General features: G+C 57.9%; 22 protein-coding genes. 5 read left to right on the top strand and 17 right to left on the bottom strand.

Annotation, left to right across the window (positions count from 1 at the left end; genetic code table 11):
• Positions 1–46 precede the first annotated feature (46 nt).
• From glmM to rlmE, 4 genes are all read right to left on the bottom strand, one after another.
• The gene (gene glmM / locus AC1D2P_RS06540) at positions 47–1,384 is read right to left on the bottom strand and encodes a phosphoglucosamine mutase (protein WP_109787596.1); all 1,338 of its coding nucleotides are present in this window, start codon (positions 1,382–1,384) and stop codon (positions 47–49) included.
• Between the two features lie 16 nt (positions 1,385–1,400).
• Positions 1,401–2,252 carry a dihydropteroate synthase gene (gene folP / locus AC1D2P_RS06535; protein WP_477758420.1) on the bottom strand — a complete coding sequence of 284 codons (852 nt, stop codon included), beginning with the start codon at positions 2,250–2,252 and terminating at the stop codon, positions 1,401–1,403.
• Positions 2,253–2,260: 8 nt separating this feature from the next.
• Positions 2,261–4,171 carry an ATP-dependent zinc metalloprotease FtsH gene (ftsH, locus tag AC1D2P_RS06530; protein WP_046031926.1) on the bottom strand — a complete coding sequence of 637 codons (1,911 nt, stop codon included), beginning with the start codon at positions 4,169–4,171 and terminating at the stop codon, positions 2,261–2,263.
• Between the two features lie 203 nt (positions 4,172–4,374).
• Positions 4,375–5,004 (bottom strand): 23S rRNA (uridine(2552)-2'-O)-methyltransferase RlmE, encoded by a 630-nt coding sequence (gene rlmE / locus AC1D2P_RS06525; RefSeq protein WP_109787594.1) that lies wholly within the window; start codon positions 5,002–5,004, stop codon positions 4,375–4,377.
• A 101-nt stretch (positions 5,005–5,105) separates the two neighbouring features.
• On the opposite strand from rlmE, the gene AC1D2P_RS06520 reads away from it, so the two are divergent.
• The gene (locus AC1D2P_RS06520; RefSeq protein WP_046031924.1) at positions 5,106–5,414 is read left to right on the top strand and encodes a YhbY family RNA-binding protein; all 309 of its coding nucleotides are present in this window, start codon (positions 5,106–5,108) and stop codon (positions 5,412–5,414) included.
• Positions 5,415–5,423: 9 nt separating this feature from the next.
• Here the strand turns inward: AC1D2P_RS06520 and AC1D2P_RS06515 are convergent, their stop codons facing one another.
• The 8 genes from AC1D2P_RS06515 to grpE form a co-directional block, all read right to left on the bottom strand.
• Positions 5,424–5,828: a hypothetical protein gene (locus tag AC1D2P_RS06515; protein ID WP_046031923.1), complete on the bottom strand. Its 405-nt coding sequence runs from the start codon at positions 5,826–5,828 to the stop codon at positions 5,424–5,426.
• A 28-nt stretch (positions 5,829–5,856) separates the two neighbouring features.
• The gene (gene greA, locus AC1D2P_RS06510; RefSeq protein WP_046031963.1) at positions 5,857–6,333 is read right to left on the bottom strand and encodes a transcription elongation factor GreA; all 477 of its coding nucleotides are present in this window, start codon (positions 6,331–6,333) and stop codon (positions 5,857–5,859) included.
• 2 nt (positions 6,334–6,335) lie between these two features.
• Positions 6,336–9,557 carry a carbamoyl-phosphate synthase large subunit gene (carB, locus tag AC1D2P_RS06505; protein WP_477758419.1) on the bottom strand — a complete coding sequence of 1,074 codons (3,222 nt, stop codon included), beginning with the start codon at positions 9,555–9,557 and terminating at the stop codon, positions 6,336–6,338.
• A gap of 119 nt (positions 9,558–9,676) precedes the next feature.
• The gene (gene carA, locus AC1D2P_RS06500) at positions 9,677–10,813 is read right to left on the bottom strand and encodes a glutamine-hydrolyzing carbamoyl-phosphate synthase small subunit (protein WP_046031921.1); all 1,137 of its coding nucleotides are present in this window, start codon (positions 10,811–10,813) and stop codon (positions 9,677–9,679) included.
• 259 nt (positions 10,814–11,072) lie between these two features.
• Entirely contained in the window at positions 11,073–11,879 is an 807-nt protein-coding gene (gene dapB, locus AC1D2P_RS06495) for a 4-hydroxy-tetrahydrodipicolinate reductase (protein ID WP_109787591.1), read from the bottom strand.
• A gap of 9 nt (positions 11,880–11,888) precedes the next feature.
• The gene (gene dnaJ / locus AC1D2P_RS06490) at positions 11,889–13,013 is read right to left on the bottom strand and encodes a molecular chaperone DnaJ (protein ID WP_477811351.1); all 1,125 of its coding nucleotides are present in this window, start codon (positions 13,011–13,013) and stop codon (positions 11,889–11,891) included.
• 297 nt (positions 13,014–13,310) lie between these two features.
• The gene (gene dnaK / locus AC1D2P_RS06485; protein ID WP_007942898.1) at positions 13,311–15,227 is read right to left on the bottom strand and encodes a molecular chaperone DnaK; all 1,917 of its coding nucleotides are present in this window, start codon (positions 15,225–15,227) and stop codon (positions 13,311–13,313) included.
• 102 nt (positions 15,228–15,329) lie between these two features.
• Positions 15,330–15,896 carry a nucleotide exchange factor GrpE gene (grpE, locus tag AC1D2P_RS06480; protein ID WP_046031918.1) on the bottom strand — a complete coding sequence of 189 codons (567 nt, stop codon included), beginning with the start codon at positions 15,894–15,896 and terminating at the stop codon, positions 15,330–15,332.
• A gap of 240 nt (positions 15,897–16,136) precedes the next feature.
• Between grpE and recN the strand changes: the two genes are divergently transcribed.
• Positions 16,137–17,810 (top strand): DNA repair protein RecN, encoded by a 1,674-nt coding sequence (gene recN / locus AC1D2P_RS06475; RefSeq protein WP_477811350.1) that lies wholly within the window; start codon positions 16,137–16,139, stop codon positions 17,808–17,810.
• A 75-nt stretch (positions 17,811–17,885) separates the two neighbouring features.
• Here recN and fur read toward each other — a convergent pair whose 3' ends face one another.
• Positions 17,886–18,290, bottom strand: a complete 405-nt coding sequence (fur, locus tag AC1D2P_RS06470; protein WP_003197684.1) for a ferric iron uptake transcriptional regulator — start codon at positions 18,288–18,290, stop codon at positions 17,886–17,888.
• A gap of 97 nt (positions 18,291–18,387) precedes the next feature.
• Here fur and AC1D2P_RS06465 point away from each other — a divergent pair, with 97 nt between their 5' ends.
• Positions 18,388–18,915: an outer membrane protein assembly factor BamE gene (locus AC1D2P_RS06465; RefSeq protein ID WP_109787588.1), complete on the top strand. Its 528-nt coding sequence runs from the start codon at positions 18,388–18,390 to the stop codon at positions 18,913–18,915.
• Between the two features lie 61 nt (positions 18,916–18,976).
• Here AC1D2P_RS06465 and AC1D2P_RS06460 read toward each other — a convergent pair whose 3' ends face one another.
• The 3 genes from AC1D2P_RS06460 to AC1D2P_RS06450 are packed head-to-tail and all read right to left on the bottom strand — an operon-like array spanning position 18,977 to position 21,129.
• Positions 18,977–19,291, bottom strand: coding sequence for an RnfH family protein (locus tag AC1D2P_RS06460; RefSeq protein WP_477758418.1), 315 nt, complete (start codon positions 19,289–19,291; stop codon positions 18,977–18,979).
• The gene (locus AC1D2P_RS06455; protein WP_046031914.1) at positions 19,284–19,718 is read right to left on the bottom strand and encodes a type II toxin-antitoxin system RatA family toxin; all 435 of its coding nucleotides are present in this window, start codon (positions 19,716–19,718) and stop codon (positions 19,284–19,286) included. The genes AC1D2P_RS06460 and AC1D2P_RS06455 overlap by 8 nt, the downstream gene beginning before the upstream one ends.
• Positions 19,719–19,725: 7 nt before the next feature.
• A complete protein-coding gene (locus AC1D2P_RS06450) occupies positions 19,726–21,129 on the bottom strand; it encodes a sodium-dependent transporter (RefSeq protein WP_477758417.1) in 1,404 nt (467 codons plus the stop codon).
• A 118-nt stretch (positions 21,130–21,247) separates the two neighbouring features.
• On the opposite strand from AC1D2P_RS06450, the gene smpB reads away from it, so the two are divergent.
• Positions 21,248–21,730, top strand: a complete 483-nt coding sequence (gene smpB, locus AC1D2P_RS06445) for an SsrA-binding protein SmpB (protein WP_028623113.1) — start codon at positions 21,248–21,250, stop codon at positions 21,728–21,730.
• Positions 21,731–21,855: 125 nt separating this feature from the next.
• Here the strand turns inward: smpB and AC1D2P_RS06440 are convergent, their stop codons facing one another.
• Positions 21,856–22,623: a GntR family transcriptional regulator gene (locus tag AC1D2P_RS06440; protein WP_046031912.1), complete on the bottom strand. Its 768-nt coding sequence runs from the start codon at positions 22,621–22,623 to the stop codon at positions 21,856–21,858.
• A 263-nt stretch (positions 22,624–22,886) separates the two neighbouring features.
• On the opposite strand from AC1D2P_RS06440, the gene AC1D2P_RS06435 reads away from it, so the two are divergent.
• Positions 22,887–24,581 carry a lactate permease LctP family transporter gene (locus AC1D2P_RS06435; protein WP_109787585.1) on the top strand — a complete coding sequence of 565 codons (1,695 nt, stop codon included), beginning with the start codon at positions 22,887–22,889 and terminating at the stop codon, positions 24,579–24,581.
• Positions 24,582–24,612 lie beyond the last annotated feature (31 nt).

Below are 24,612 nucleotides of genomic sequence, written 5' to 3'. Positions count from 1 at the left end.
GTGGGCGCAGATGTTACCCAACACAATCAAGGCTGGCAAGCCGAATTCAGGCAGAAACTTCAGTAACCAGTTTTGCCAGCTCTTCTGCGTAACCACGAACCTGCGTTTCGTCTTCGCCTTCGACCATGACACGTACCAATGGCTCTGTACCGGACTTGCGCAAGAGCACACGACCACGACCCGCCATAGCCTTGGTGACACGGTCGCTGGCTTCCTTAACCGCCGGATGATCGAGCGGGCTGGCACCACCGCCAAACCGGACATTGATCAACACCTGAGGGCACTTGCGAAGCGCTTGACGAGCCTGAGCCAGGCCCTCGGAGCGCCTTTTAAGCGCCATCAGCACCTGCAAGGCAGCAATGATCGCATCGCCTGTAGTGGTGTGATTGAAGCAGACGATATGACCCGAGTTTTCACCACCCACCAGCCAGTTACGCTCCAGCAAGTCCGCGATGACATAACGGTCACCAACATTGGCGCGAACAAAAGGAATCGACAAGTCCGCCAAGGCCAATTCCAGCCCGAGGTTACTCATCAGCGTACCAACCACGCCACCTTGCAGCTTGTCGCGCCCATGCAAATCGCGGGCAATGATGTACAGCAGCTCGTCACCATCAACAATGGCACCGGTGTGATCGACCATCAGGACACGATCACCATCACCATCAAAGGCGATACCCAGATCGGCATGCTCGGCCAATACCGCTGCCTGCAGTTGCCCCATATGAGTTGAGCCACAGTTGTCATTGATGTTCAGGCCATTGGGCTGGGCGGAAAGCACAACGACTTCAGCACCAAGCTCACGGAATACACTAGGTGCAACCTTGTAGGTCGCGCCATGGGCACAGTCGATCACGATCTTCAGCCCAGTGAAGCTGGTGCCGGTCGGAACGCTGCTCTTGCAAAATTCGATGTAGCGACCCGATGCGTCGTTGATTCGCGAGACTTTACCGATTTTGCTCGACTCAACCACGGTCATCGGAGTATCTAGCAACTCTTCGATCATCAGCTCGATATCGTCCGGAAGCTTGGTACCTTTCCCGGAGAAAAACTTGATGCCGTTGTCGTCGTGAGGGTTGTGCGAGGCACTGATCACGATACCGGCTTCAGCATGAAATGTGCGCGTCAGGTACGCGATCGCCGGAGTTGGCATCGGCCCCAGGAGCATCACATCAGCACCTGCCGACGTCAGACCGGCCTCAAGCGCGGACTCAAACATGTAACCCGAGATCCGGGTGTCCTTGCCAACCAACACCTTGCAGGCGCCCATTTTGCGGAACGCCATACCAGCAGCCCAGCCCAGCTTGAGCATGAAGTCAGGAGTAATCGGGTATTCACCGACACGGCCACGAATACCGTCAGTACCAAAGTATTTTTTGCTCATAAGTGCTCCATCATTCTTATTCGGCTGATTCCACCGCGGCGATCATCCGCACCACGTCCACTGTTTCGGCTACATCATGGACGCGCAATATACGCGCCCCCCTGGCCGAAGCCAGCGCCGCAAGAGCCAAACCACCGTACAAGCGCTCTCCAACCGGACGATTCAAGGCCTGACCAATCATGCTCTTTCGCGAAACCCCGACCAACAGGGGCCGCCCCAAGGCATGCAGGGCTTGCATATGCTTAAACAAGCTTAGATTGTGCTGCAAGGTCTTCGCGAAGCCAAAACCCGGATCCAGAATAATCCGCTCTGGCGGGATACCCACCGATGCACACTGCACCATGCGCTCGGCGAGAAACTCGCCTACCTCCCTGGTTACGTCCTGATAGTGCGGATCATTCTGCATGTCGCCCGGCTCGCCGAGCATGTGCATCAGACACACCGGCAGCCCGGTAGCCGCCGCAGCGTCCAGGGCACCGTCCCGACGCAGCGAACGCACATCATTGATCAACCCCGCACCCAACCGCGCAGTCTCACGCATGACCGCTGGCGTGGAGGTATCGACAGAAATAATCACATCGAGCTCGCGATTGATTCGCTCAACGATAGGCGCTACGCGCTCCAGCTCCTCAAGCGGTGAAACCGCACGGGCACCAGGGCGGGTCGATTCGCCACCGACATCAATCAGCGTCGCACCCGCCGCCACCATCGACTCGGCATGACGCAGCGCAGCATCGAACTGACTGTATCGGCCACCATCAGAAAAGGAATCGGGTGTGACATTGAGGATACCCATGACATGCGTCTGGGCCAAATCAAGAACCCGGTTGCCGCAAGGCAACCGGGTCGAAGACGGAACAAAAGTCATTTCAAACCTTATACGTCAGCAGCCGGACCGCCGATCGGTGTTTCCGGACGCTCATCCTGCACCACCGGAGGTGTACCGGAAGTACCGGTGCCACCCGACCAGTCACGAGGCTCGCGAGGCGCACGACCCGCCATGATGTCATCGATCTGATCGGCATCGATCGTCTCGTACTTCATCAAGGCATCGGCCATGGCATCAAGCTTGTCACGGTTGTCCGTGAGAATCTGTTTGGCCGTACCGTAGCACTGGTCAATGATGCTGCGCACTTCGGAGTCGATCAGCTTGGCTGTCTCACCAGAGAAACTTGCACTCTGGCCGCCACCGCCGCGACCGAGGAATACTTCACCCTCTTCTTCGGCATACATCAATGGACCGAGTTTTTCCGACAGGCCCCACTTGGTGACCATGTTCCGCGCGATCTGGCTGGCACGCATGATGTCGTTGGACGCACCTGTGGTGACACCATCGAAACCCAAGGTCATTTCTTCAGCGATACGACCACCGTACAGCGAGCAGATCTGGCTGATCAGCGCGCGCTTGGACAGGCTGTAACGGTCTTCTTCAGGCAGGAACATGGTCACACCCAGCGCACGACCGCGCGGGATGATCGAGACCTTATAGACCGGATCATGCTCAGGCACGACACGACCAACAATTGCGTGGCCAGCTTCGTGATAAGCGGTGTTCTGCTTTTCCTTCTCGGACATGACCATGGATTTGCGCTCGGCACCCATCATGATCTTGTCTTTCGCCAGCTCGAACTCTTTCATTTCAACAATGCGCTTGCCGGCACGTGCAGCGAACAACGAAGCTTCGTTCACCAGGTTAGCCAAGTCAGCACCGGAGAAACCTGGTGTACCACGCGCGATCACCGCTGGAGCAACATCGTCACCCATCGGCACTTTACGCATGTGCACCTTGAGAATCTGTTCGCGACCACGAATATCCGGCAGACCGACCACAACCTGACGGTCGAAGCGGCCTGGACGCAGCAACGCAGGGTCCAGTACGTCCGGACGGTTGGTTGCCGCAATAACGATGATGCCGTCATTCATTTCAAAGCCGTCCATCTCCACCAGCAACTGGTTGAGAGTCTGCTCGCGCTCATCGTGACCGCCGCCCATGCCGGCGCCACGATGGCGACCGACGGCGTCGATTTCGTCGATGAAAATGATGCATGGCGCATGTTTCTTGGCCTGCTCGAACATATCGCGAACACGGCTGGCACCGACACCAACAAACATTTCAACGAAGTCGGAACCGGAAATGGTGAAGAACGGTACTTTCGCTTCGCCGGCAATCGCCTTTGCCAGCAAGGTTTTACCGGTACCCGGAGGGCCGACCATCAGCACACCACGAGGAATACGGCCGCCCAGGCGCTGGAATTTGCCCGGATCACGGAGAAACTCGACCAATTCGCCGACTTCTTCCTTCGCTTCGTCGCAACCGGCAACGTCAGCCAGAGTGGTTTTCACCTGATCTTCAGAGAGCAGGCGCGCCTTGCTCTTGCCGAAGCTCATCGGCCCACCCTTGCCACCGGCTCCGCCCTGCATCTGCCGCATGAAGAACATGAACACGGCGATGATCACCAGGATCGGGAAGCTTGCGACCAGGAGTTGAGTCCAGATGCTTTGCTGTTCAGGCTGCTTGCCCTCGACCACGACGTGGTTGTCCACGAGGTCGCCGATCAGACCGTTGTCCTGGATTGCCGGACGAATGGTCTTGAAGCTGTCGCCATCGGTGCGTTTACCGGTAATCACGTAGCCGTCAACCGCTACGCGCTCGACCTTGCCATCCTTGACCTGCTGGATGAAGTCGGAATAGTTGAGGGTCTGCGGCTCGTTAGGGCTGGAGAAGTTGTTCATCACTGTCACCAGGACAGCCGCGATGATCAACCACAGGATCAGATTCTTTGCCATATCGTTCAATTAACTACCCTCTGAAGCAAGCTCCGCTAATGGCGCGCGCTTCGCATGATATTCACCGGCCTAACTTACTACATTACCTACGGCTCTGGCAGGCGCCGTCTGTAACCCTTTGTGAAACACTTTCTACACAATATTCGCTAATGCTCACGGGGCGAAATACGAAAAACCTATCGCCCCGCCAAAAAAACCTCGTTTTACTCACTACGCCCGCGGTAACCCCAAGCCAACATGTATTGCTCGCGGGAACTGCCACGAGAAGAGTCTGGCTTGATCATCTGGATCTTGTCGAATTTCCGACGAGCATCCTTCAGGTAAACATCAAACCCTTCGCCCTGAAAAATCTTGATCACGAAATTACCACCTGGCTTGAGTATCCGTTCCGCCAAATCAAGCGCCAGCTCGCAAAGAAACATGGCTTTTGGCATGTCCACTTCAGGCGTACCACTCATATTGGGGGCCATATCGGAAATCACAAGGTCCACCTGCGAATTACCCACGGCTTCAAGGATCCGCGCGAGCACTCCGTCCTCGGTGAAGTCACCCTGGATGAAAGTCACGTCCGGAATGCTGTCCATTTCCAGAATGTCCGAGGCGATCAGGCGCCCCTGACCACCGATCAGACGGCTAGTCACCTGCGACCAACCCCCGGGCGCCGCACCCAGGTCGACAACGCTCATGCCGGGACGGATCAGATTGTATTTCTCCTGGACCTCCAGAAGTTTGTAACTCGCACGCGAGCGGTAGCCATCCTTCTGCGCCTGCTTCACATAGGGATCGTTGACATGTCTTTTCAGCCAACCAAGGCTTGTCTTGGAACGCGCCATTGGGCACCTCGATGATAAGGGTCGTGATTAATTGGGCGGATCCACGAGCCCTCGGGTAAAATGGCCGCCATTTTACAGAATCCAGACGAAAGGGTCAGATTATGCCGCTCACTCAAGAGCAGAAGAAACAGTACAAATCCATTGGCCACCATCTGAAACCAGTTTTGATTGTGGCTGACAACGGTTTGACTGAAGGTGTGTTAGCCGAATTTGAACGCGCTTTGGCGGATCACGAGCTGATCAAAATCAAGCTCAACATCCTCGATCGTGAATCGCGCCTGGCGACCATTGCAGAACTCTGCAAGGTTGGCAAAGGGGATCTGGTTCAAGTCATCGGCAAGATGGCACTGATTTACCGCAAGAACTTCAGCGTCAACAAGCAGCTGTCGAACGTCCATCGCTTCAAGTGATGACAAGGGTCAAGGGTGTGCCTCGCGCACCCTGCCACTCCCTCCTGGCACCGGTTGTAACACCAGCAGCAGCCCGGAAAACCCCAACACCAGATAGCTGAACACCTGCCAACGCACCGCATCCGGCCAAGCAAAGCGCACCGCGAAAAACATCGCACACGCATACAGCGCCACCAGCAGCAGTTGCCCGCGAATATCGCGCCATAGACTGGCAAGGCCCTCGGTCTGAACCAGCACCAAAGCCTGAAAAATCACACACGCTGCGGCAAATCCCACCATCAGCGCATTCAGCATGCCTGCAATTTCGTCGATCAGCAGCGGCGCCAGGCCTATTTGACCCAGCGCCGGCGCCAGACCGATGTGTAACAGCCACAGGCCGCCAACCCACAACATCTGAGTCAGCTGCCAAACCATCGAGCCCGCACGTAGCGGGCGCAGGTCTTTAGATGTGGCGAACTTCGACAATCTCGTACTCGATGACGCCGCTTGGCGTTTTCACCGCCACCACATCACCCTCTTCCTTGGCAATCAAGGCGCGGGCCAGTGGCGATCCAACCGAAATCTTGCCCAGTTTGAAATCAGCCTCGTCTTCACCAACGATGTGGTAAGTCACGCGCTCATCCGTCTCAACGTTGGCAATCTCAACGGTGGTACCGAAAATCACTTTGCCTGTATGAGGAATGCTCGTAACGTCGATGATGACCTGATTCTGAATCCGGCCTTCGATGTCACGAATACGCGCCTCGACCATACCCTGCTGCTCACGAGCAGCGTGGTATTCGGCGTTTTCCTTCAAGTCACCCAACTCGCGGGCCGTACCGATGTCCTGGCTGAGCTTCGGACGGACGACCTTGGTCAGGTGAGTATGTTCTTCTTCCAGGGCGCGAGCGCCCTGAACAGTCATTGGGTACTTGGTTATGCTCATGCCTTCAATCCTGCGTGTAGATCCTGCAAGCGGCGCACGGTCTTCTCGGGACCGAACTTCAGCGCTTCGCAGATAGCTTCGCCAGCAGCAATAGTCGTGGTGCAGTAGATCTTGTGCTGCAAGGCATTACGACGAATGGAGTACGAATCAGCGATCGACTGACGGCCTTCGGTGGTGTTGATGATCAGGGTGACTTCGTCATTCTTGATCATGTCGACCACGTGCGGACGACCCTCGGTCACCTTGTTCACACGACGCACTTTCAGGCCTGCGGCTTCGATCAGCTTGGCAGTACCGGCGGTGGCAACCACTTCGAAGCCCAAGTTGATCAGATCACGAGCCACGCCTGCAACCAGTGGCTTGTCGTCATCACGCACGCTGATGAATGCGGTACCGCCGGTCGGCAGCACTTCGCTGGCGCCCATCTGGGCCTTGGCGAATGCTTCGCCGAAGGTATCGCCCACGCCCATCACTTCACCGGTGGACTTCATCTCTGGGCCCAGGATCGGGTCCACGCCAGGGAATTTGGCGAATGGGAACACCGCCTCTTTCACGCTGTAGAAGTTCGGAATGATTTCTTTGGTGAAACCGATTTCTTTCAGGGTTTTACCAGCCATCACGCGAGCGGCGATCATGGCCAGGGAAACACCGATGCACTTGGACACGAACGGTACGGTACGGGAAGCGCGCGGGTTGACTTCGATGACGTAGATGTCTTCGCCTTGCAGCGCCAACTGAACGTTCATCAGACCGACAACGCCGAGTTCCAGGGCCATTTTCTTGACCTGTTCGCGCATCTCGTCCTGGATGTGAGCAGGCAGCGAGTACGGCGGCAGGGAGCACGCGGAGTCACCGGAGTGAACGCCAGCCTGCTCAATGTGCTGCATGATCGCTCCGATCACCACGTCGGTGCCGTCGCAAACCGCATCCACGTCCATTTCGATGGCGCAGTTGAGGAAGTGGTCGAGCAGCACAGGGCTGTCGTTCGACACTTTCACCGCATCACGCAGGTAGCGCTTGAGCTCTTCTTCTTCGTAGACGATTTCCATCGCGCGACCGCCCAGTACGTAGGACGGACGAACCACTAGCGGGTAACCGATCTTGGTGGCAGCACGAATCGCTTCGTCTTCGCTGCGCACGGTGGCGTTTGGCGGCTGACGCAGGTTCAGACGCTCGACCATTTGCTGGAAGCGCTCACGGTCTTCGGCGCGGTCGATGGCATCAGGGCTGGTACCGATGATTGGTACGCCGGCTTCTTCCAGGGCACGCGCCAGTTTCAGCGGGGTTTGGCCGCCATACTGGACGATCACGCCTTTGGGCTTCTCGACGCGAACGATTTCCAGCACGTCTTCCAGGGTAACCGGTTCGAAGTACAGGCGATCGGAAGTGTCGTAGTCGGTGGAAACGGTTTCCGGGTTGCAGTTGACCATGATGGTCTCGTAACCGTCTTCACGCAGGGCCAGTGCCGCGTGTACGCAGCAGTAGTCGAACTCGATACCCTGGCCGATACGGTTTGGACCGCCGCCCAGGATCATGATCTTGTCGCGGCCCGACGGCGCGGCTTCGCACTCTTCCTCGTAGGTCGAGTAGAGGTAAGCGGTGTCGGTGGCGAACTCGGCCGCGCAAGTGTCAACGCGCTTGTAGACCGGGAAGATTTCCAGCTTGTGACGGTGACGACGCAGAGCCTTCTCGGTCACGCCCAGCAGCTTGGCCAGACGCATGTCGGAGAAGCCTTTGCGCTTGAGGCGGAACATCAAGTCGCGATCGATGCTGGTCAGACCGAGGGTCTTGACCTTCTCTTCTTCTTTGATCAGATCTTCGATCTGTACCAGGAACCACGGATCGATCATGTTCATGCCGAAGATGTCTTCGACCGACAGGCCGGCACGGAAGGCATCAGCCACGTACCAGATGCGCTCGGCGCCCGGCACGGTCAGTTCGCGCTTGAGCACGCTCATGCTTTCCGGGTTGCTCAGGTCGAGCTTCTCGTCCAGGCCGCAAACGCCCACTTCCAGACCGCGCAGGGCTTTCTGCAAGGATTCCTGGAAAGTCCGGCCGATGGCCATGACTTCACCGACCGACTTCATTTGAGTGGTCAGGCGGGCGTCGGCTTTCGGGAATTTCTCGAAGGCAAAACGTGGCAGCTTGGTCACGACGTAGTCGATGGACGGTTCGAAGGACGCAGGCGTAGCGCCGCCGGTAATTTCGTTCGACAGTTCGTCGAGGGTGTAGCCGATCGCCAGCTTGGCAGCGATACGCGCAATCGGGAAACCAGTGGCTTTCGAGGCCAGTGCCGAAGAGCGGGATACACGCGGGTTCATCTCGATCACGACCATACGACCAGTGTCCGGGCAGATGCCAAACTGAACGTTGGAGCCGCCGGTTTCCACGCCGATCTCACGCAGTACCGCCAACGAGGCGTTACGCATGATCTGGTATTCCTTGTCCGTCAGGGTCTGTGCTGGCGCAACAGTGATCGAGTCACCGGTGTGCACGCCCATCGGGTCAAAGTTTTCGATGGAGCAAACGATGATGCAGTTGTCCTTCTTATCGCGGACAACCTCCATCTCGTATTCCTTCCAGCCGATCAGGGATTCGTCGATCAGCAGCTCTTTGGTCGGAGACAGGTCCAGACCACGGGCGCAGATTTCTTCGAACTCTTCACGGTTGTAAGCGATACCGCCACCGGTGCCGCCCATGGTGAAGGAAGGACGAATGATGCACGGGAAGCCCAGGCGTTCGAGAACGGCGTTGGCTTCTTCCATGCTGTGGGCGATACCCGAACGCGGGCAGTCCAGGCCGATGGATTTCATCGCCTTGTCGAAGCGCGAACGGTCTTCAGCCTTGTCGATGGTGTCCGCGTTGGCGCCGATCATCTCTACGCTGAACTTCTCCAGAACGCCTTCGCGCTCCAGGTCCAATGCGCAGTTCAGAGCGGTCTGGCCGCCCATTGTTGGCAGCAGCGCATCCGGACGCTCTTTCTCGATGATCTTGGCAACGGTCTGCCACTTGATCGGCTCGATGTAAGTCGCGTCGGCCATGTCCGGGTCGGTCATGATGGTCGCCGGGTTAGAGTTCACCAGGATGACGCGGTAACCCTCTTCGCGCAGGGCTTTACAGGCCTGGGCGCCGGAGTAGTCGAATTCGCAGGCCTGGCCGATAACGATCGGGCCAGCGCCGAGAATCAGGATGCTTTTAATGTCTGTACGTTTTGGCATGGGTTTGTCACTCAAATCCGCAGGTCAGTCGGCAAGCCGTCTTGTTCAATCTTTGAAGCCTTGAGGGGACCGCCGGTGTCGGGACCGCCCTCAAGCCTTGCACCAATAAAGGTGAGCGATCAGCGTCGCTTGGCCATCTCATTGATGAAGCGATCAAACAATGGCGCTACGTCGTTCGGGCCAGGGCTGGCTTCCGGGTGACCCTGGAAGCTGAAGGCGCTCTTGTCGGTACGCTCGATCCCTTGCAGGGTGCCGTCGAACAGCGATTTGTGGATCGCACGGACGTTGGCTGGCAGGGTCGCTTCGTCTACCGCAAAACCGTGGTTTTGGCTGGTGATCATCACCACACCGCTGTCCAGGTCCTGGACCGGGTGGTTGGCACCGTGGTGGCCGTGACCCATTTTCAGAGTCTTGGCGCCAGAGGCCAGGGCCAGCAGTTGGTGACCGAGGCAGATACCGAAGACCGGAATCTCGGTTTCCAGCACATCCTTGATCGCCTGAATCGCGTAGTCGCACGGCTCAGGGTCACCAGGACCGTTGGACAGGAACACGCCGTCCGGCTTCATCGCCAGAACGTCTGCGGCCGGAGTTTGTGCTGGCACCACGGTCACGCGGCAACCGCGCTCGACCAGCATGCGCAGGATGTTCAGCTTGACGCCGTAGTCGTAGGCGACCACGTGGTACGGCAGCTCGGAGGCTTCGATCGTCGCGTGGCTGTCGGTTTTCAGATCCCAGACCGTCGAGCGCCATTCGTATTGCTCTTTGGTGCTGACGACTTTGGCCAGGTCCATGCCCTTGAGGCCAGGGAAACCCTGTGCAGCGGCGATGGCGGCGGCTTCGGAAATGTTGTCACCGGCCATGATGCAGCCGTTCTGTGCGCCTTTCTCACGCAGGATGCGCGTCAGGCGGCGGGTGTCGATACCGGCGATAGCCACAACGTTGTTGGCTTTCAGGTAATCGGACAGGGACATCGTGTTACGCCAGTTGCTCGCAACCAGTGGCAGGTCACGGATGACCAGGCCAGCGGACCAGACGCGGTCGGATTCGGCGTCTTCCGGCGTGGTGCCGGTGTTGCCGATGTGCGGATAGGTCAGGGTAACGATCTGTTGGGCGTAGGAAGGATCGGTAAGGATTTCCTGATAGCCGGTCATTGCGGTGTTGAACACCACCTCACCAACGGTTTGACCGTCGGCTCCAATGGCTTCGCCGCGAAAAATGCTGCCATCAGCAAGGGCGAGTATGGCTGGCTTAGTCAAGAAGACCTCCCGTAAATAAAGCCTGAAAGGGCGATCGCAGGTTGTAAAAAAGCGGAGTGACGTATGGACACGTCACCCCGCTTCTTCACTGAATTATTCTGCGCGCTTTTAGTGGACACACTAAAGCTGTAGCTTACAGAAAAAGGCATTTTTGGTCTACCGCCAATGAGCCCGAAAGGCTGGAGAATGCGACAGGACGTCGCTTGGCGGTGTAAAACCGGGCTCAAACACTGTGTTTGAACCCGATTTCGGGCGCATCTTAACGCAGATCGAGCACGTCTTGCATGTCGTAAAGGCCTGGCTCACGACCATCCAGCCACAACGCCGCTCGCACCGCGCCTTTGGCGAAGGTCATGCGACTGGACGCTTTATGCGTGATTTCCAGACGCTCGCCCTCACAGGCGAACAGCACCGTGTGATCGCCAACCACATCACCACCGCGAACAGTGGCAAAGCCGATCGTTTCACGCTCACGCGCACCGGTATGACCTTCGCGACCATAGACCGCGACCTTTTGCAGATCACGATCCAAGGCGCTGGCGATCACTTCACCCATGCGCAACGCGGTGCCTGAAGGTGCGTCGATCTTGTGTCGGTGATGCGCTTCGATGATTTCGATATCCGCCTCATCACCCAGCACACGTGCGGCCATGTCGAGCAACTTCAGCGACAGGTTCACGCCAACACTGAAATTGGCCGCGAACACGATCGGAATCTCCTTGCCCGCCTCAGCCAGCAACTGCTTCTGCGCCGCATCCAGCCCGGTAGTGCCGATTACCATGGCCTTGCCGGTCTTGCGGCAGAACGCGAGGTTTTTCAGCATGACTTCCGGGAGCGTGAAGTCGATCAAAACATCGAACTCGTCAGCGACCGCATCCAGATTGCCGGACAACGGCACACCAATACGCCCCAGCGAGGCCAGCTCACCGGCATCCACACCAATCAGCGTGCTGCCGGGGCGCACGATGGCCGCCGTCAGACCGGTCAGCGGCGCGCGCTCCTGCACGGCCTCGACCAGAATTTTGCCCATGCGCCCGGCAGCGCCCATCACAGCTATACGTCGCATGCCGACTCCTTACAAATCGCCGAAGAAGCGCTTCACGCCTTCAAACCAACCGGTGGTTTTCGGCGAATGGCTGTTGTCGTCTGCCAGGGAGCTACGGAACTCTTCCAGCAATTCACGCTGAYGACGACCCAGATTGACAGGGGTTTCGACCGCGACACGACACATCAGATCACCCGCACCGCCGCCACGCACCGGCGCGACGCCTTTGCCGCGAACGCGGAACTGCTTGCCGGTCTGGGTCCCCTCAGGGATCTTCAGTTTGACTCGACCATCAAGGGTCGGAATCTCCAGCTCACCGCCCAACGCCGCATCGACAAAACTGATCGGCACTTCGCAGAACAGGTGTTTGCCATCACGCTGGAAGATCGCGTGCTCGCGCACATTGATCACCACGTACAGGTCGCCAGTCGGCCCACCCTGAGCGCCCGCCTCGCCTTCGCCGGACAGACGAATGCGGTCACCGGTATCGACACCGGCCGGCACTTTCACGGAAAGGGTTTTGTACTCTTCAACACGGCCTTCGCCGTTGCAGGAGTTGCACGGGTCGGAAATGATTTTGCCCTGGCCATGGCAACGCGGGCAGGTCTGCTGCACCGAGAAGAAGCCCTGCTGCATGCGGACCTGGCCGATACCGCCGCAAGTCGGGCAGGTAACTGGCGAGGAGCCTTTCTTGGCACCCGAGCCGTCGCACGGCTTGCAGTTGACCAGCGTCGGAACGCGGATGTTCACGGTGGTACCGCGCACCGCCTCTTCCAGGTTCAGTTCCAGGGTGTAACGCAGGTCGCTGCCGCGCTGGGCACCGCCACGGGAACCGCCGCGACCGCCACCGAAGAAGTCACTGAAGACATCGCCAAAGATGTCGGAGAAGTTCTGACCGCCAAAACCGGCACCGCCGCCACCCATGCTCGGGTCGACACCGGCATGACCGTACTGGTCGTAGGCCGCGCGCTTGCTGGAATCGGACAACACTTCGTAGGCTTCGTTAGCCTCTTTGAACATTTCTTCCGACGCTTTGTCATCGGGATTACGGTCCGGGTGATGCTTCATCGCCAAGCGGCGGTAGGCCTTCTTCAGGTCTGCTTCGCTTGAGCCACGCTCAACACCCAATACTTCGTAATAGTCACGCTTTGTCATAAGTCTTTGCACTCTTGAGGACGTTCGGCAAACCTCTCCTGAGCCTTGCCAAACTCGTTGAGCCCCAATACAGGCCCGGACCCAACTCACGTCAATTCAACGATCCTGGTCTTTGATTCATTGCGGTACTTGCGGCTCGAAAAGCAGGAGCATTCCCGGCCATACCAGCAGCACGCGAACGCTGTCGCATGCTGTAAAAATTCGCGTATTCCAGACACGCCAACGCGGGAGCAAGCTCCCGCGCGGCGACATCCTACCAGTCACCGCCTAAAGGCAGTCAACCGGGCGACCAACAACTTACTTGTGGTCTTTGACTTCTTCGAACTCGGCATCGACAACGTCGTCAGCCTTTTCAGCTTTTTCGTCGTGCGGTGCCGCGCCTTCAGCAGGCTGAGCCTGTTCGGCGTACATCTTCTGCGCCACTGGAGCAGAGACTTTCGACAGTTCTTCAACCTTGGCTTCGATTGCAGCTTTGTCGTCGCCTTTGACAGCGGCTTCCAGAGCAACAACAGCAGCTTCGATCGCAGTCTTCTCTTCGGCAGTCACTTTATCGCCAGCGTCAGCGACCATTTTGCGAGTCGAGTGAACCAGCGCATCGCCCTGGTTGCGAGCGGTTGCCAGCTCTTCGAACTGGCGGTCTGCGTCGACGTTGGCTTCAGCATCGCGAATCATCTGCTGAATTTCTTCCTCGGACAGACCGGAGTTGGCCTTGATCACGATCGACTGAGTCTTGCCGGTGGCCTTGTCTTTGGCGCCTACGTGCAGAATGCCGTTGGCGTCGATGTCGAAGGTCACTTCAATTTGTGGCACGCCACGTGGTGCTGGTGGAATGTCGGCCAGGTCGAACTTGCCCAAGGACTTGTTCTGAGCCGCTTGCTTACGCTCACCTTGCAGCACGTGAATGGTCACAGCGCCCTGGTTGTCATCGGCAGTCGAGAACACTTGCGATTTCTTGGTAGGAATCGTGGTGTTTTTCTCGATCAGCGCGGTCATCACGCCGCCCATGGTTTCGATACCCAGGGTCAGCGGGCTGACGTCCAACAGCAGAACGTCTTTGACGTCACCGGCCAATACCGCGCCCTGGATAGCAGCACCCATGGCAACAGCTTCGTCCGGGTTCACGTCTTTACGAGCTTCTTTACCGAAGAACTCGGTTACCAGTTTCTGAACCAGTGGCATACGGGTCTGACCGCCTACCAGGATCACGTCGTTGATTGCGCCAACGTCGATACCGGAGTCTTTCAGAGCGATGCGGCAAGGCTCGATGGTGCGCTGAACCAGGTCTTCAACCAGTGCTTCCAACTTGGCGCGAGAAATCTTCACGTTCAAGTGCTTCGGACCGGTGGCGTCTGCAGTGATGTACGGCAGGTTCACGTCGGTCGACAGAGCAGAGGACAGCTCGATCTTGGCTTTTTCAGCGGCTTCTTTCAGGCGCTGCATGGCCAGCGGGTCACCTTTGAGGTTCATGCCGCTTTCTTTCTTGAATTCGTCAACGAGGTAGTCGATCAGACGAATGTCAAAGTCTTCACCGCCCAGGAACGTGTCACCGTTGGTGGCCAATACTTCGAACTGGTGCTCGCCATCGACTTCAGCGATTTCGATCACGGAAACGTCGAAAGTACCGCCGCCCAAGTCGTAAACGATCACGGTGTGATCGCCCTTCGCCTTGTCCATACCGTAAGCCAGAGCGGCTGCGGTTGGTTCGTTGATGATACGTTTTACGTCCAGACCCGCGATGCGGCCGGCGTCTTTGGTGGCTTGACGCTGGCTGTCGTTGAAGTAGGCCGGAACGGTGATGACCGCTTCAGTCACTGGCTCGCCGAGGTAGTCTTCGGCGGTCTTCTTCATTTTCTTCAGAATTTCAGCCGAGATTTGTGGCGGCGACATTTTCTGGCCGTTCACTTCTACCCACGCGTCGCCATTGTCAGCCTTGGCGATTTTGTAAGGGACCATCTTGATGTCTTTCTGTACGACTTCTTCGTCGAACTTACGACCGATCAGACGCTTCACCGCATACAAGGTGTTGTGCGGATTGGTCACAGCCTGACGCTTGGCCGACTGGCCAACGAGGATTTCGCCATCGTTGGCGTAAGCGATGATCGACGGCGTGGTACGCGCGCCTTCAGCGTTTTCAATAACTTTGGCTACGCCGTTTTCAAGTACGGAGACGCAGGAGTTGGTGGTCCCCAGGTCGATACCGATAATTTTGCCCATGTTCACTCTCCCGAAACTTTGGATTTGGTTGCCGCAGCAGTGGTGGCTAACTGCGGTAGCACTTAAACGCTTGACTTATAAATGGGGGCCTTGCGGCCATTTTCAAGCCTGCTCATCAATCGAAGGCGAAACTGGCGCAGGCGCCTTGCTGACCACGACCATGGCCGGGCGCAGCAGGCGGCCATTGAGCTGATAGCCCTTCTGGAACACCTTGAGCACGCTGTTCGGCTCGACATCGGCGCTTTCCTGCATGGCCATTGCCTGATGCTGAACAGCGTTGAACGGTTCGCCATGCGGATCGATCACTTCCAGCTGATAACGCTTCAGGGTGTCCTGGAACATTTTCAGGGTCAGCTCGATGCCTTCGCGCATTGGACGGATGCTTTCGTCGTCCGGGTTGGACAACTCCAGACCGCGCTCAAGGCTGTCGATGATCGGCAGCAAATCGCCCGCGAATTTCTCCAGGGCAAATTTGTGAGCCTTTTCTACATCCTGCTCGGCGCGACGGCGGACGTTCTGCAGATCGGCGGCTACACGCAAAGCCTGATCCTGCGCGCCTGCCAGTTGCTCTTCGAGCACTTGTACACGAGCCGTCAGGTCATCGCCCGAAGCTTGTGGAGCCTGATCGGCGTCTAGATTTTGCGTATCCACTGTCTGTTCGTCAGCCATAGATTTCTCCTTTCAATATCGTCCGCGAGCTCAACTCGCGCTTCTGTCCCGGTATATGGGGCCGCAAAATCCAGCTTCAAGGGGATTCTTGCGATTACCCTTACAAAAAGCGCTGCATTGCGATTACCCGATGCACCGGGCATTTCGTCAGGCCAAGCAAATCGAGCCAAGCGAGGCCATTGTCAGGCACAAATAAAACACTGTATAAATAACCAGACCTAAAGCCTGGGAGCGGCCTTTATGCTGGTGCACCTGTCCGTACATAACTACGCCATCGTTGAACATCTCGATCTCGAACTCGATCGCGGGATGAGCGTGATCACCGGGGAAACCGGCGCTGGCAAGTCGATCATGCTCGACGCCCTGGGCCTGACTCTGGGTGACCGCGCCGACAGCGGCGTGGTCCGCCCAGGCGCAGACAAGGCTGACATCCTGGCCACCTTCGACCTTGTTGATATTCCGGAAGCCAGTGCCTGGCTCGCCGAGCGCGACCTCGAAAGCGATGGTCCCTGCATCCTGCGTCGAGTCATCACTGCCGAAGGCCGCTCCCGCGGCTACATCAACGGTACGCCCTGCCCTCTCGGCGACCTCAAGGCCCTGGGCGAGTTGCTGATCGACATCCATAGCCAGCACGAACACCAATCGCTACTCAAGACCGACACCCACCGCCGCCTCCTCGACGAGTACGCCGGAGCCACGGACCTTGCCCGCCAGGTACAACTGGCTGCCCAGCGCTGGCGCCAGACGCGCCAGGAGCTCGAACGCCTTTCCAACTCCGGCGACGAGCAGCGCGCTCGCCATCAATTGCTCAGCTATCAACTCGAAGAACTCGAAAACCTCGGCCTCGGCGAAAACGAGCTGGAACAACTGGAGCAGGAACACAAGAACCTTACCAACGCCGAAACCCTGCTGGGCATCTGCCGACAAGTCGTCGAGCAATGCAGCGAAAGTGATTCCGGCAACGTCCTGAACGCCCTGACCGCCAGCCTCAACCGTCTTTCGAGCGTGAACAATTCAATCGGCGCCCTGGGCGAAGCCAGCAGCCTGCTGACCAGCGCACAAATCCAGGTAGAAGAAGCCGTGGGCGAGCTGAACCGCTTCCTCGACAACTTCGACGCCGACCCGGCGCGACTGCAATACCTGGAAGAACGCCTGGATGCGATCTACACCATGGCACGCAAGCACCGCATCCAGCCGACCGAAGTCGCGGAGATGCAGCAACGGCTGCTGGATGAAATCGAAACCCTGAATGCCAACGACGAATCCATCGAGCGGCTCAGCGATGAGCTGGCCTCCTATGCCCGTCATTATCAGGAGCGCGCGCGTGAACTGAGTGACTTGCGCCATCAGGCGTCGAGCAGCCTGGCCAGCGCCGTGGAGCAGGAAATCCAGCGACTGGGCATGCCGGGGGGCCGCTTCACCATCGAACTACGACCCAACAGCAGCGATGAGCTGTTACCCAACGGGCTCGAACAGGTAGAACTGCTGGTGAGCGCCAACCCTGGACAGCCATTGAAAGCCTTGGCCAAAGTAGCTTCGGGTGGCGAACTGTCGCGGATCAGTCTCGCTATTCAGGTGATCACCGCACAAACCTCACGCGTACCAACACTGGTGTTCGACGAAGTGGACGTGGGTATCGGTGGTCCGACCGCCGAAATCGTCGGCCAACTGCTGCGTCGACTTGGGGAGCGGGGGCAGGTGCTGACAGTGACTCACTTGCCGCAAGTGGCTGCGCAGGGTCACCAACACCTGTTCGTACACAAGGTGCGGGGCGAGGATGCAACTCATACGGCTGTCTCCAAGCTGAGCAAAAATGATCGCATCGAAGAAGYGGCGCGGATGCTGGGAGGCATCGACCTCACCAAGGAATCTCTGGCACACGCGAAAAAAATGGTTGTTACCGCAAAAATTTAGGAACAGCAGACAGCACGAAGGCGACCCTGGGGTCGCCTTCGTTCGTTTCGCGAATCTGAAATTCGCGCGACATGCTTACTTTTTCTTGCGTACGTACAGCACCAGATTGTGATCAACCATCTCGAAACCATACTTGTCGACGATGGCTTTCTGCAGGCGCTCGATTTCTTCGTCGAAGAATTCGATCACTTCGCTGGTTTCGACGTTGACCATATGGTCGTGATGCTTGCCGTCATCCAGTTCGAAGACCGCGTGGCCTCCGTCGAAGTTGTGCCGCACCACAAGGCCAGCTGCCTCGAACTGAGTCAGTACACGGTAAACCGTGGCCAGACCGACGTCCTCACCAGCCTCCATCAGCGCCTTGTAAACATCTTCGGCACTCATGTGGCGTTGCTCGGCGGAATCGAGCATTTGCAGAATTTTGACCCTTGGCAGGGTCACTTTGAGGCCGGCTTTGCGTAGTTCGCTATTTTCAACCATGGTCAGCTTTCTCGCGATGCTGCTTCGCAGCTTCTCTTAATGCGGGTATGATCGGCGTTTACGTTGTCCCAGCCAAGATAGTGGAAGTCGCCCACCGATGCAAAACACCAAGCTCTTGCTAACCAGTTTCACCTTTGTGGGACTGCTCGCACTCGCCGGTTGTTCATTCCCCGGGGTTTACAAAATCGACATCCAGCAGGGCAATGTCGTCACGCAGGACATGATAGACCAGTTACGCCCGGGAATGACCCGCAAGCAAGTACGGTTTATCATGGGCAACCCTCTGTTGACTGACACGTTCCATGCCGATCGCTGGGATTATCTGTACAGCCTGCAACCGGGTGGCGGTGAACGCCAACAGGAACGCATTAGCGTTATCTTCAACCCAAATGACCAGCTTGTCAGCCTCTCTGGTGATTTCATGCCAGGCGTGAGCCGCGACGAAGCCATTCTCGGCAAGGACAAAGGCACCACAGTCACTGCGCCAGTTGAAAATGTCGAGAAGCCGAAACCGGAAAAACCGGCCAAGCCTGGTTCGTTGCTGGATCAGATCCAGAAGGACGTCGACGGTGTAGAAACCGTTCCAGTCCCGACGCCAGAACCGCTGGACACCACGCCGCAATAATTTGCGACGCAATAAAAAACCCGGAATTACCGGGTTTTTTATTGTCTGGCGTTTGACCGAATCACTGATTCCGGGCTTTGGCCTCGGCAGCCTTGGCTGCGCGCAACCGGCGAACCTCCTTCGGGTCGGCCAGCAAAGGCCTATAGATCTCGATGCGATCCCCAGCCTGAACCCGTCGACTGTCCGGATCAGCGACGACCTTGCCGAAAATCCCTACAGGGCAAGCCGCCAGATCCAGTTCCGGAAACGCTGCGCCAATGCCTGAGCATTGCACGGCGGCTCGCACCGTCGATGCTGCTGGCATCGTTACGCAGAGCAATACCTGGCGATCCACGGCGGCATACACCACTTCGACCTCAATCACCGACTCAACCATGTATCTGCTTGGCGCGCTGGCAGAACGCGTCCACCAGCGTGTTGGCCGCCTGATTGAACAAAGGCCCCAACGTTGCGCGAACAATCGGCCCGGCGTAGTCGAACGACAGGTCCAGACTGATCTTGCAGGCCTTCTCAGTCAGCGACTTGAACACCCACACGCCGTGCAATTGGGTGAAAGGACCTTCCTCGAGGTTCATTTCGATCGATTGCCCCGGCACCAGTGTATTTCTGGTGACGAAATGCTGGCTGAGGCCGCCCTTGGCCACACCCACGCTGGCACGCATGTACTCAGGCGAAATTTCCAGCACTTCGGCGGCCGAACACCACGGCAGAAACTCGGGGTAACGCGCTACGTCGTTGACCAGGTCATACAGCGCTTGTGCCGGATATGGCAGCAAGGCCGAACGTTGAATATGCGTCGTCATGTCAGCGTCACTTCCACAGCTGGGCGGCAAACACTACGAGAATGCCGATGGGCGCCACATAGCGCATCAAGAACAGGGACAGACCAAACAGTATCGGGCTGCGGATCGACAACTCGTCGCGCACCGCTTCACGCCCCATGATCCAGCCCGCAAACACCACGAAACACAAACCACCGAGTGGCAACATGATCCGTGAGGTAAAGAAATCGATCACACCAAAGAAGTCCAGACCACCGGTCGCCCCCCATTGGTAGAGGTGGAACATCCCGCCATCGTTCACGAAAAACTTGGCTTGCTTCCAGATATTGAAGGAAAACACGGTACCCAGACCGACGAACCAGCAGGAGAAAGCCAACCAGAACGTCACCCAGGCGCGGCGGATTTTGGTGCGTTCAACCAGGTAAGCCACCATGGGCTCAAGCAGCGAAATCGCCGAACTCCAGGCAGCAACCGCAACCAGCACGAAGAACACTACGCCCATCAACTGACCAAACGCTACGTTGCCGAAAGCAAATGGCAGGCTGACGAACATCAAGCCAGGGCCTTCGCTCGGGTTCAAGCCCGCTGCGAACACAATCGGAAACAATGCCAGGCCGGCCACCAGCGAAACGAACGTATCCAGCAGCGCCACGCCCACGACGGTGCCGGAAATCGACGAATGCTTTGGCATGTAGGCGCCATAGATCATGATCGAACCGACACCGACGCTCAGCGAGAAGAACGCGTGCCCCATGGCAGGCAGCAAACCGTCGAGTACTTTTTCCGGGTGGAAGTCGAACATGAAATGCACGCCTTCCATGAAGTGGCCGGTGGTCATGCTGTAACCCAGCAGCACGATGACCATCACAAACAGCAGCGGCATCATGATCCGCAAGCTGCGCTCAAGCCCGGCGACCACGCCTTTGGCGATCACCACGGCAGACAACAGCATGAAAATCGTGTGCCAAAGTGTCAGGCGCCAAGGATCGGCGATCACATTGCCGAAGTACGCGCCGACCTGGTCAGCCGTCACGCCCTGGAAGTCGCCTCGCCCCATGTCGATGATGTAATCCAGCGACCAGCCACCGACCACACTGTAGAACGACAGGATCAGCAACGCCGTGATCATCCCGGCAAATGCGCCCCACGACCATTTGGCCGAATGCCCTGCTTCAAGCGCCAACACCTTCAAGGCGTTGGCCGGACTTTGCCGGGCGCGACGACCAATCAGGGTTTCGGCCAGCATGACCGGCACACCGATCAGCGCGATACAGGCCAGAAACATCAGCACGAAAGCGCCGCCGCCATAGACGCCGACCATGTACGGGAATTTCCAGATACTACCCAGGCCCACGGCCGAACCGGTCGCGGCGAGTATGAAGACCCAGCGGCTAGCCCAACTGCCGTGGACAGAAACCTTGTCTGTCGACATCGTTATCACGCCCAAGCGTTCAAAAAAGAGGCCGCATTGTCCGGGATTCAATCAACCTGCTCAAGCACGTAGCGATACCGTAGCCGACTCGCGCGCAACTCCCTATAATGCCGCCCCTATGGCTAAACAGAAGAAACACCCAACAGGGACCATCGCGCAGAACAAAAAGGCGCGACACGATTACTTCATCGAACATCGGTTCGAGGCTGGTCTGGTCCTGGCCGGCTGGGAAGTAAAAAGTCTGCGGGCAAGCAAGCTGCAACTGGTCGACAGTTACGTGCTGCTCAAGGATGGCGAAGCCTGGCTGCTTGGCAGCCACATTACGCCCCTGATGACCGCCAGCACCCACGTCATTGCTGACCCGACCCGCACCCGAAAGTTGCTGCTCAACCGCCGCGAGCTGGAAAAGCTCGCCGCGGCCGTGCAACAGAAAGGTTATGCCTGCGTATGCTTGTCCTGGTACTGGAGCAAGCACATGGTCAAGTGCGAGATCGCACTGGGCAAGGGCAAGAAGGAATACGACAAGCGTGATACCGAACGCGAGCGCGACGCCGGTCGCGAGTTGCAGCGTGCGGTGCGCAACAAGGGCAAGGAAGACTAACTCTTTGCCTTGAGTTGATCGTTCCCACGCTCTGCATGGGAATGCAGCAATGGACGCTCTGCGTCCGCCTTGTGACGCGAAGCGTCACGGGATGCATTCCCACGCGGAGCGTGGGAACGATCAGACTACATCCCTTTGCGCCGCTCCGCCCGAGCCATGCGCTGCACTTCCTGACGCACTTCCTCCAGCACTTCCTGCACATACAAAATGTGCCGGCTGGAGACTTCCCGCGCCTGCTCCGCCCGCCCCTCGATAATCGCCAGGTACAACTCCCGGTGCTGCGTGATCAGCATGTCGCGGGTTTCGGTGCGCTGCTTGTACATGCCGCCAATATTGGTCACCACGTTGCGCTTGAGCAGATCGAACAGCCCGCGAATGGTGTGCAGCAACACCGCGTTATGACTGGCCTCGGCAATCGCCAGGTGAAATTTCGCATCTGCCGCACCCTCTTCAGCCCGACTGACGTCATCGTGACGCGAATAACAGTCCTGCAACTCATCAAACGCGGCCGTCAGCCGCTCACGGTCCACATCGGTGGCACGCAAGGCCGCGTAGTAAGCGCAGGACGCTTCCAGCGTGTGGCGAAACTCCAATAGATCGCGTTGCGCCTCAGGGTTATTTTCCAACAGCTGCAGCAATGGATCGCTGAAGGTCGACCCCAACGAATCGACGACGTAATTGCCACCGCCCTGGCGACTGACCAGCAAACCCTTGGCCGCCAGCTTCTGAATCGCCTCGCGCAATGAAGGGCGTGACACACCGAACTGCTCAGCCAGCGTGCGCTCGGCCGGCAAGCGCTCACCAGGCTTCAGCGTGCCTTCCAGGATCATCCCTTCGAGCCGCTCGACAATATCGTCAGACAAACGGCGCTGACGAATCTGATCAAACCCCATAACTCAATTCTCCACGATCCCGACAGCTTGCCGGGATCTCTATTCTGGCCTATTGGCGCGACGCCAGCATCTGGCAAGACGACGCTCGATCAAACCGATCCGATGCGCTGCACACGGCTTATTCGACAAAAGTTTTAGGGCGGCAAATTGACACGCCGCGCATAAGGCTTTTACCCTAGCCAACAGCGATTGTAAATTGGTATTACCAATTAACCAACAACGCTGCCCAGTGCCTGACCAACAACAATTAGGGGCCACCCCATATGCAAACCTGGCAACAGCTCTACACCCCGCTCGGCAGTCTCGGCGTCTCCGCCCTCGCAGCCGTCATCCCTATCGTGTTTTTCTTCCTGGCGTTGGCGGTGTTCCGCCTCAAAGGTCATGTGGCCGGYAGCATCACCCTGGCGTTATCCATCGCCGTGGCGATTTTTGCCTTCCAGATGCCGGTCGACATGGCGTTCGCCGCCGCCGGTTATGGTTTCGCCTACGGTCTCTGGCCCATCGCCTGGATCATTGTGGCAGCCGTGTTCCTCTACAAACTGACGGTCAAGAGCGGTCAGTTTGAAGTCATCCGCAGCTCGGTACTGTCGATCACCGACGACCAGCGCTTGCAGGTTTTGCTGATCGGCTTCTGCTTCGGCGCTTTCCTGGAAGGTGCAGCCGGTTTCGGCGCGCCGGTAGCGATTACCGCCGCACTGCTCGTTGGCCTGGGCTTCAATCCGCTGTATGCCGCGGGCCTGTGCCTGATTGCCAACACCGCGCCGGTAGCCTTCGGCGCCCTGGGCATCCCGATCATCGTCGCCGGGCAAGTGACCGGCATCGACGCGTTCAAGATCGGCGCCATGACCGGTCGCCAACTACCGCTGCTGTCGCTGTTCGTGCCGTTCTGGCTGGTGTTCATGATGGACGGCCTGCGCGGCGTCAAGGAAACCTGGCCCGCTGCCCTGGTGGCCGGTTTGAGCTTCGCCATCACCCAATACTTCACGTCCAACTTCATTGGACCGGAACTGCCGGACATCACCTCGGCTCTGGTCAGCCTGATTTCGCTGACCCTGTTCCTGAAAGTCTGGCAGCCGAAACGCGCCGCGGGCCAACACATTGTCGGTGCCGTCTCGGCGTCCGTGGTGACCGCCAGCGCCGGCGGCTTCGGTCAACCGCGCACCACCGTGGCCTCGCCTTACAGCCTCGGTGAAATTTTCAAAGCCTGGTCACCGTTCCTGATCCTCACCGTACTGGTCACCATCTGGACCCTGAAACCGTTCAAAGCCATGTTCGCTGCTGGCGGTTCGATGTACAGCTTCGTATTCAACTTCGCCATTCCGCACCTGGACCAAATGGTGATCAAGGTTGCTCCGATCGTGGCGGCGCCGACTGCCATTCCGGCGGTGTTCAAACTTGACCCGATTTCCGCGACCGGCACGGCGATTTTCTTCTCTGCGCTGATCTCGATGCTGGTTCTGAAGATCAACATCAAAACTGGTCTGACCACTTTGAAAGAGACCTTCTACGAACTGCGTTGGCCGATCCTGTCCATCGGCATGGTGCTGGCGTTCGCTTTCGTCACCAACTACTCGGGCATGTCTTCGACCATGGCTCTGGTGCTGGCGGCGACGGGTGCAGCGTTCCCGTTCTTCTCGCCGTTCCTCGGCTGGCTGGGCGTGTTCCTGACCGGTTCCGACACCTCCTCCAACGCACTCTTCAGTTCGTTGCAAGCAACCACCGCGCACCAGATCGGCGTCAACGATGTGTTGCTGGTGGCGGCAAACACCAGTGGCGGCGTGACCGGCAAGATGATCTCGCCACAATCGATCGCCGTGGCCTGCGCCGCGACCGGTCTGGTGGGCAAGGAATCGGATCTGTTCCGCTTCACCCTCAAGCACAGCCTATTCTTTGCAACGATAGTCGGCTTGATCACCCTGGCCCAGGCCTACTGGTTCACCGGCATGCTGGTGCACTAAGTACTACACGTTAAAAAGCAAAAACCGACGC

This window comes from Pseudomonas sp. P1_F1_2 (assembly GCF_056405815.1).
The sequence above is the reverse complement of the archived record's forward strand: the minus strand, read 5'-3'. Positions and strand labels throughout refer to the sequence as shown.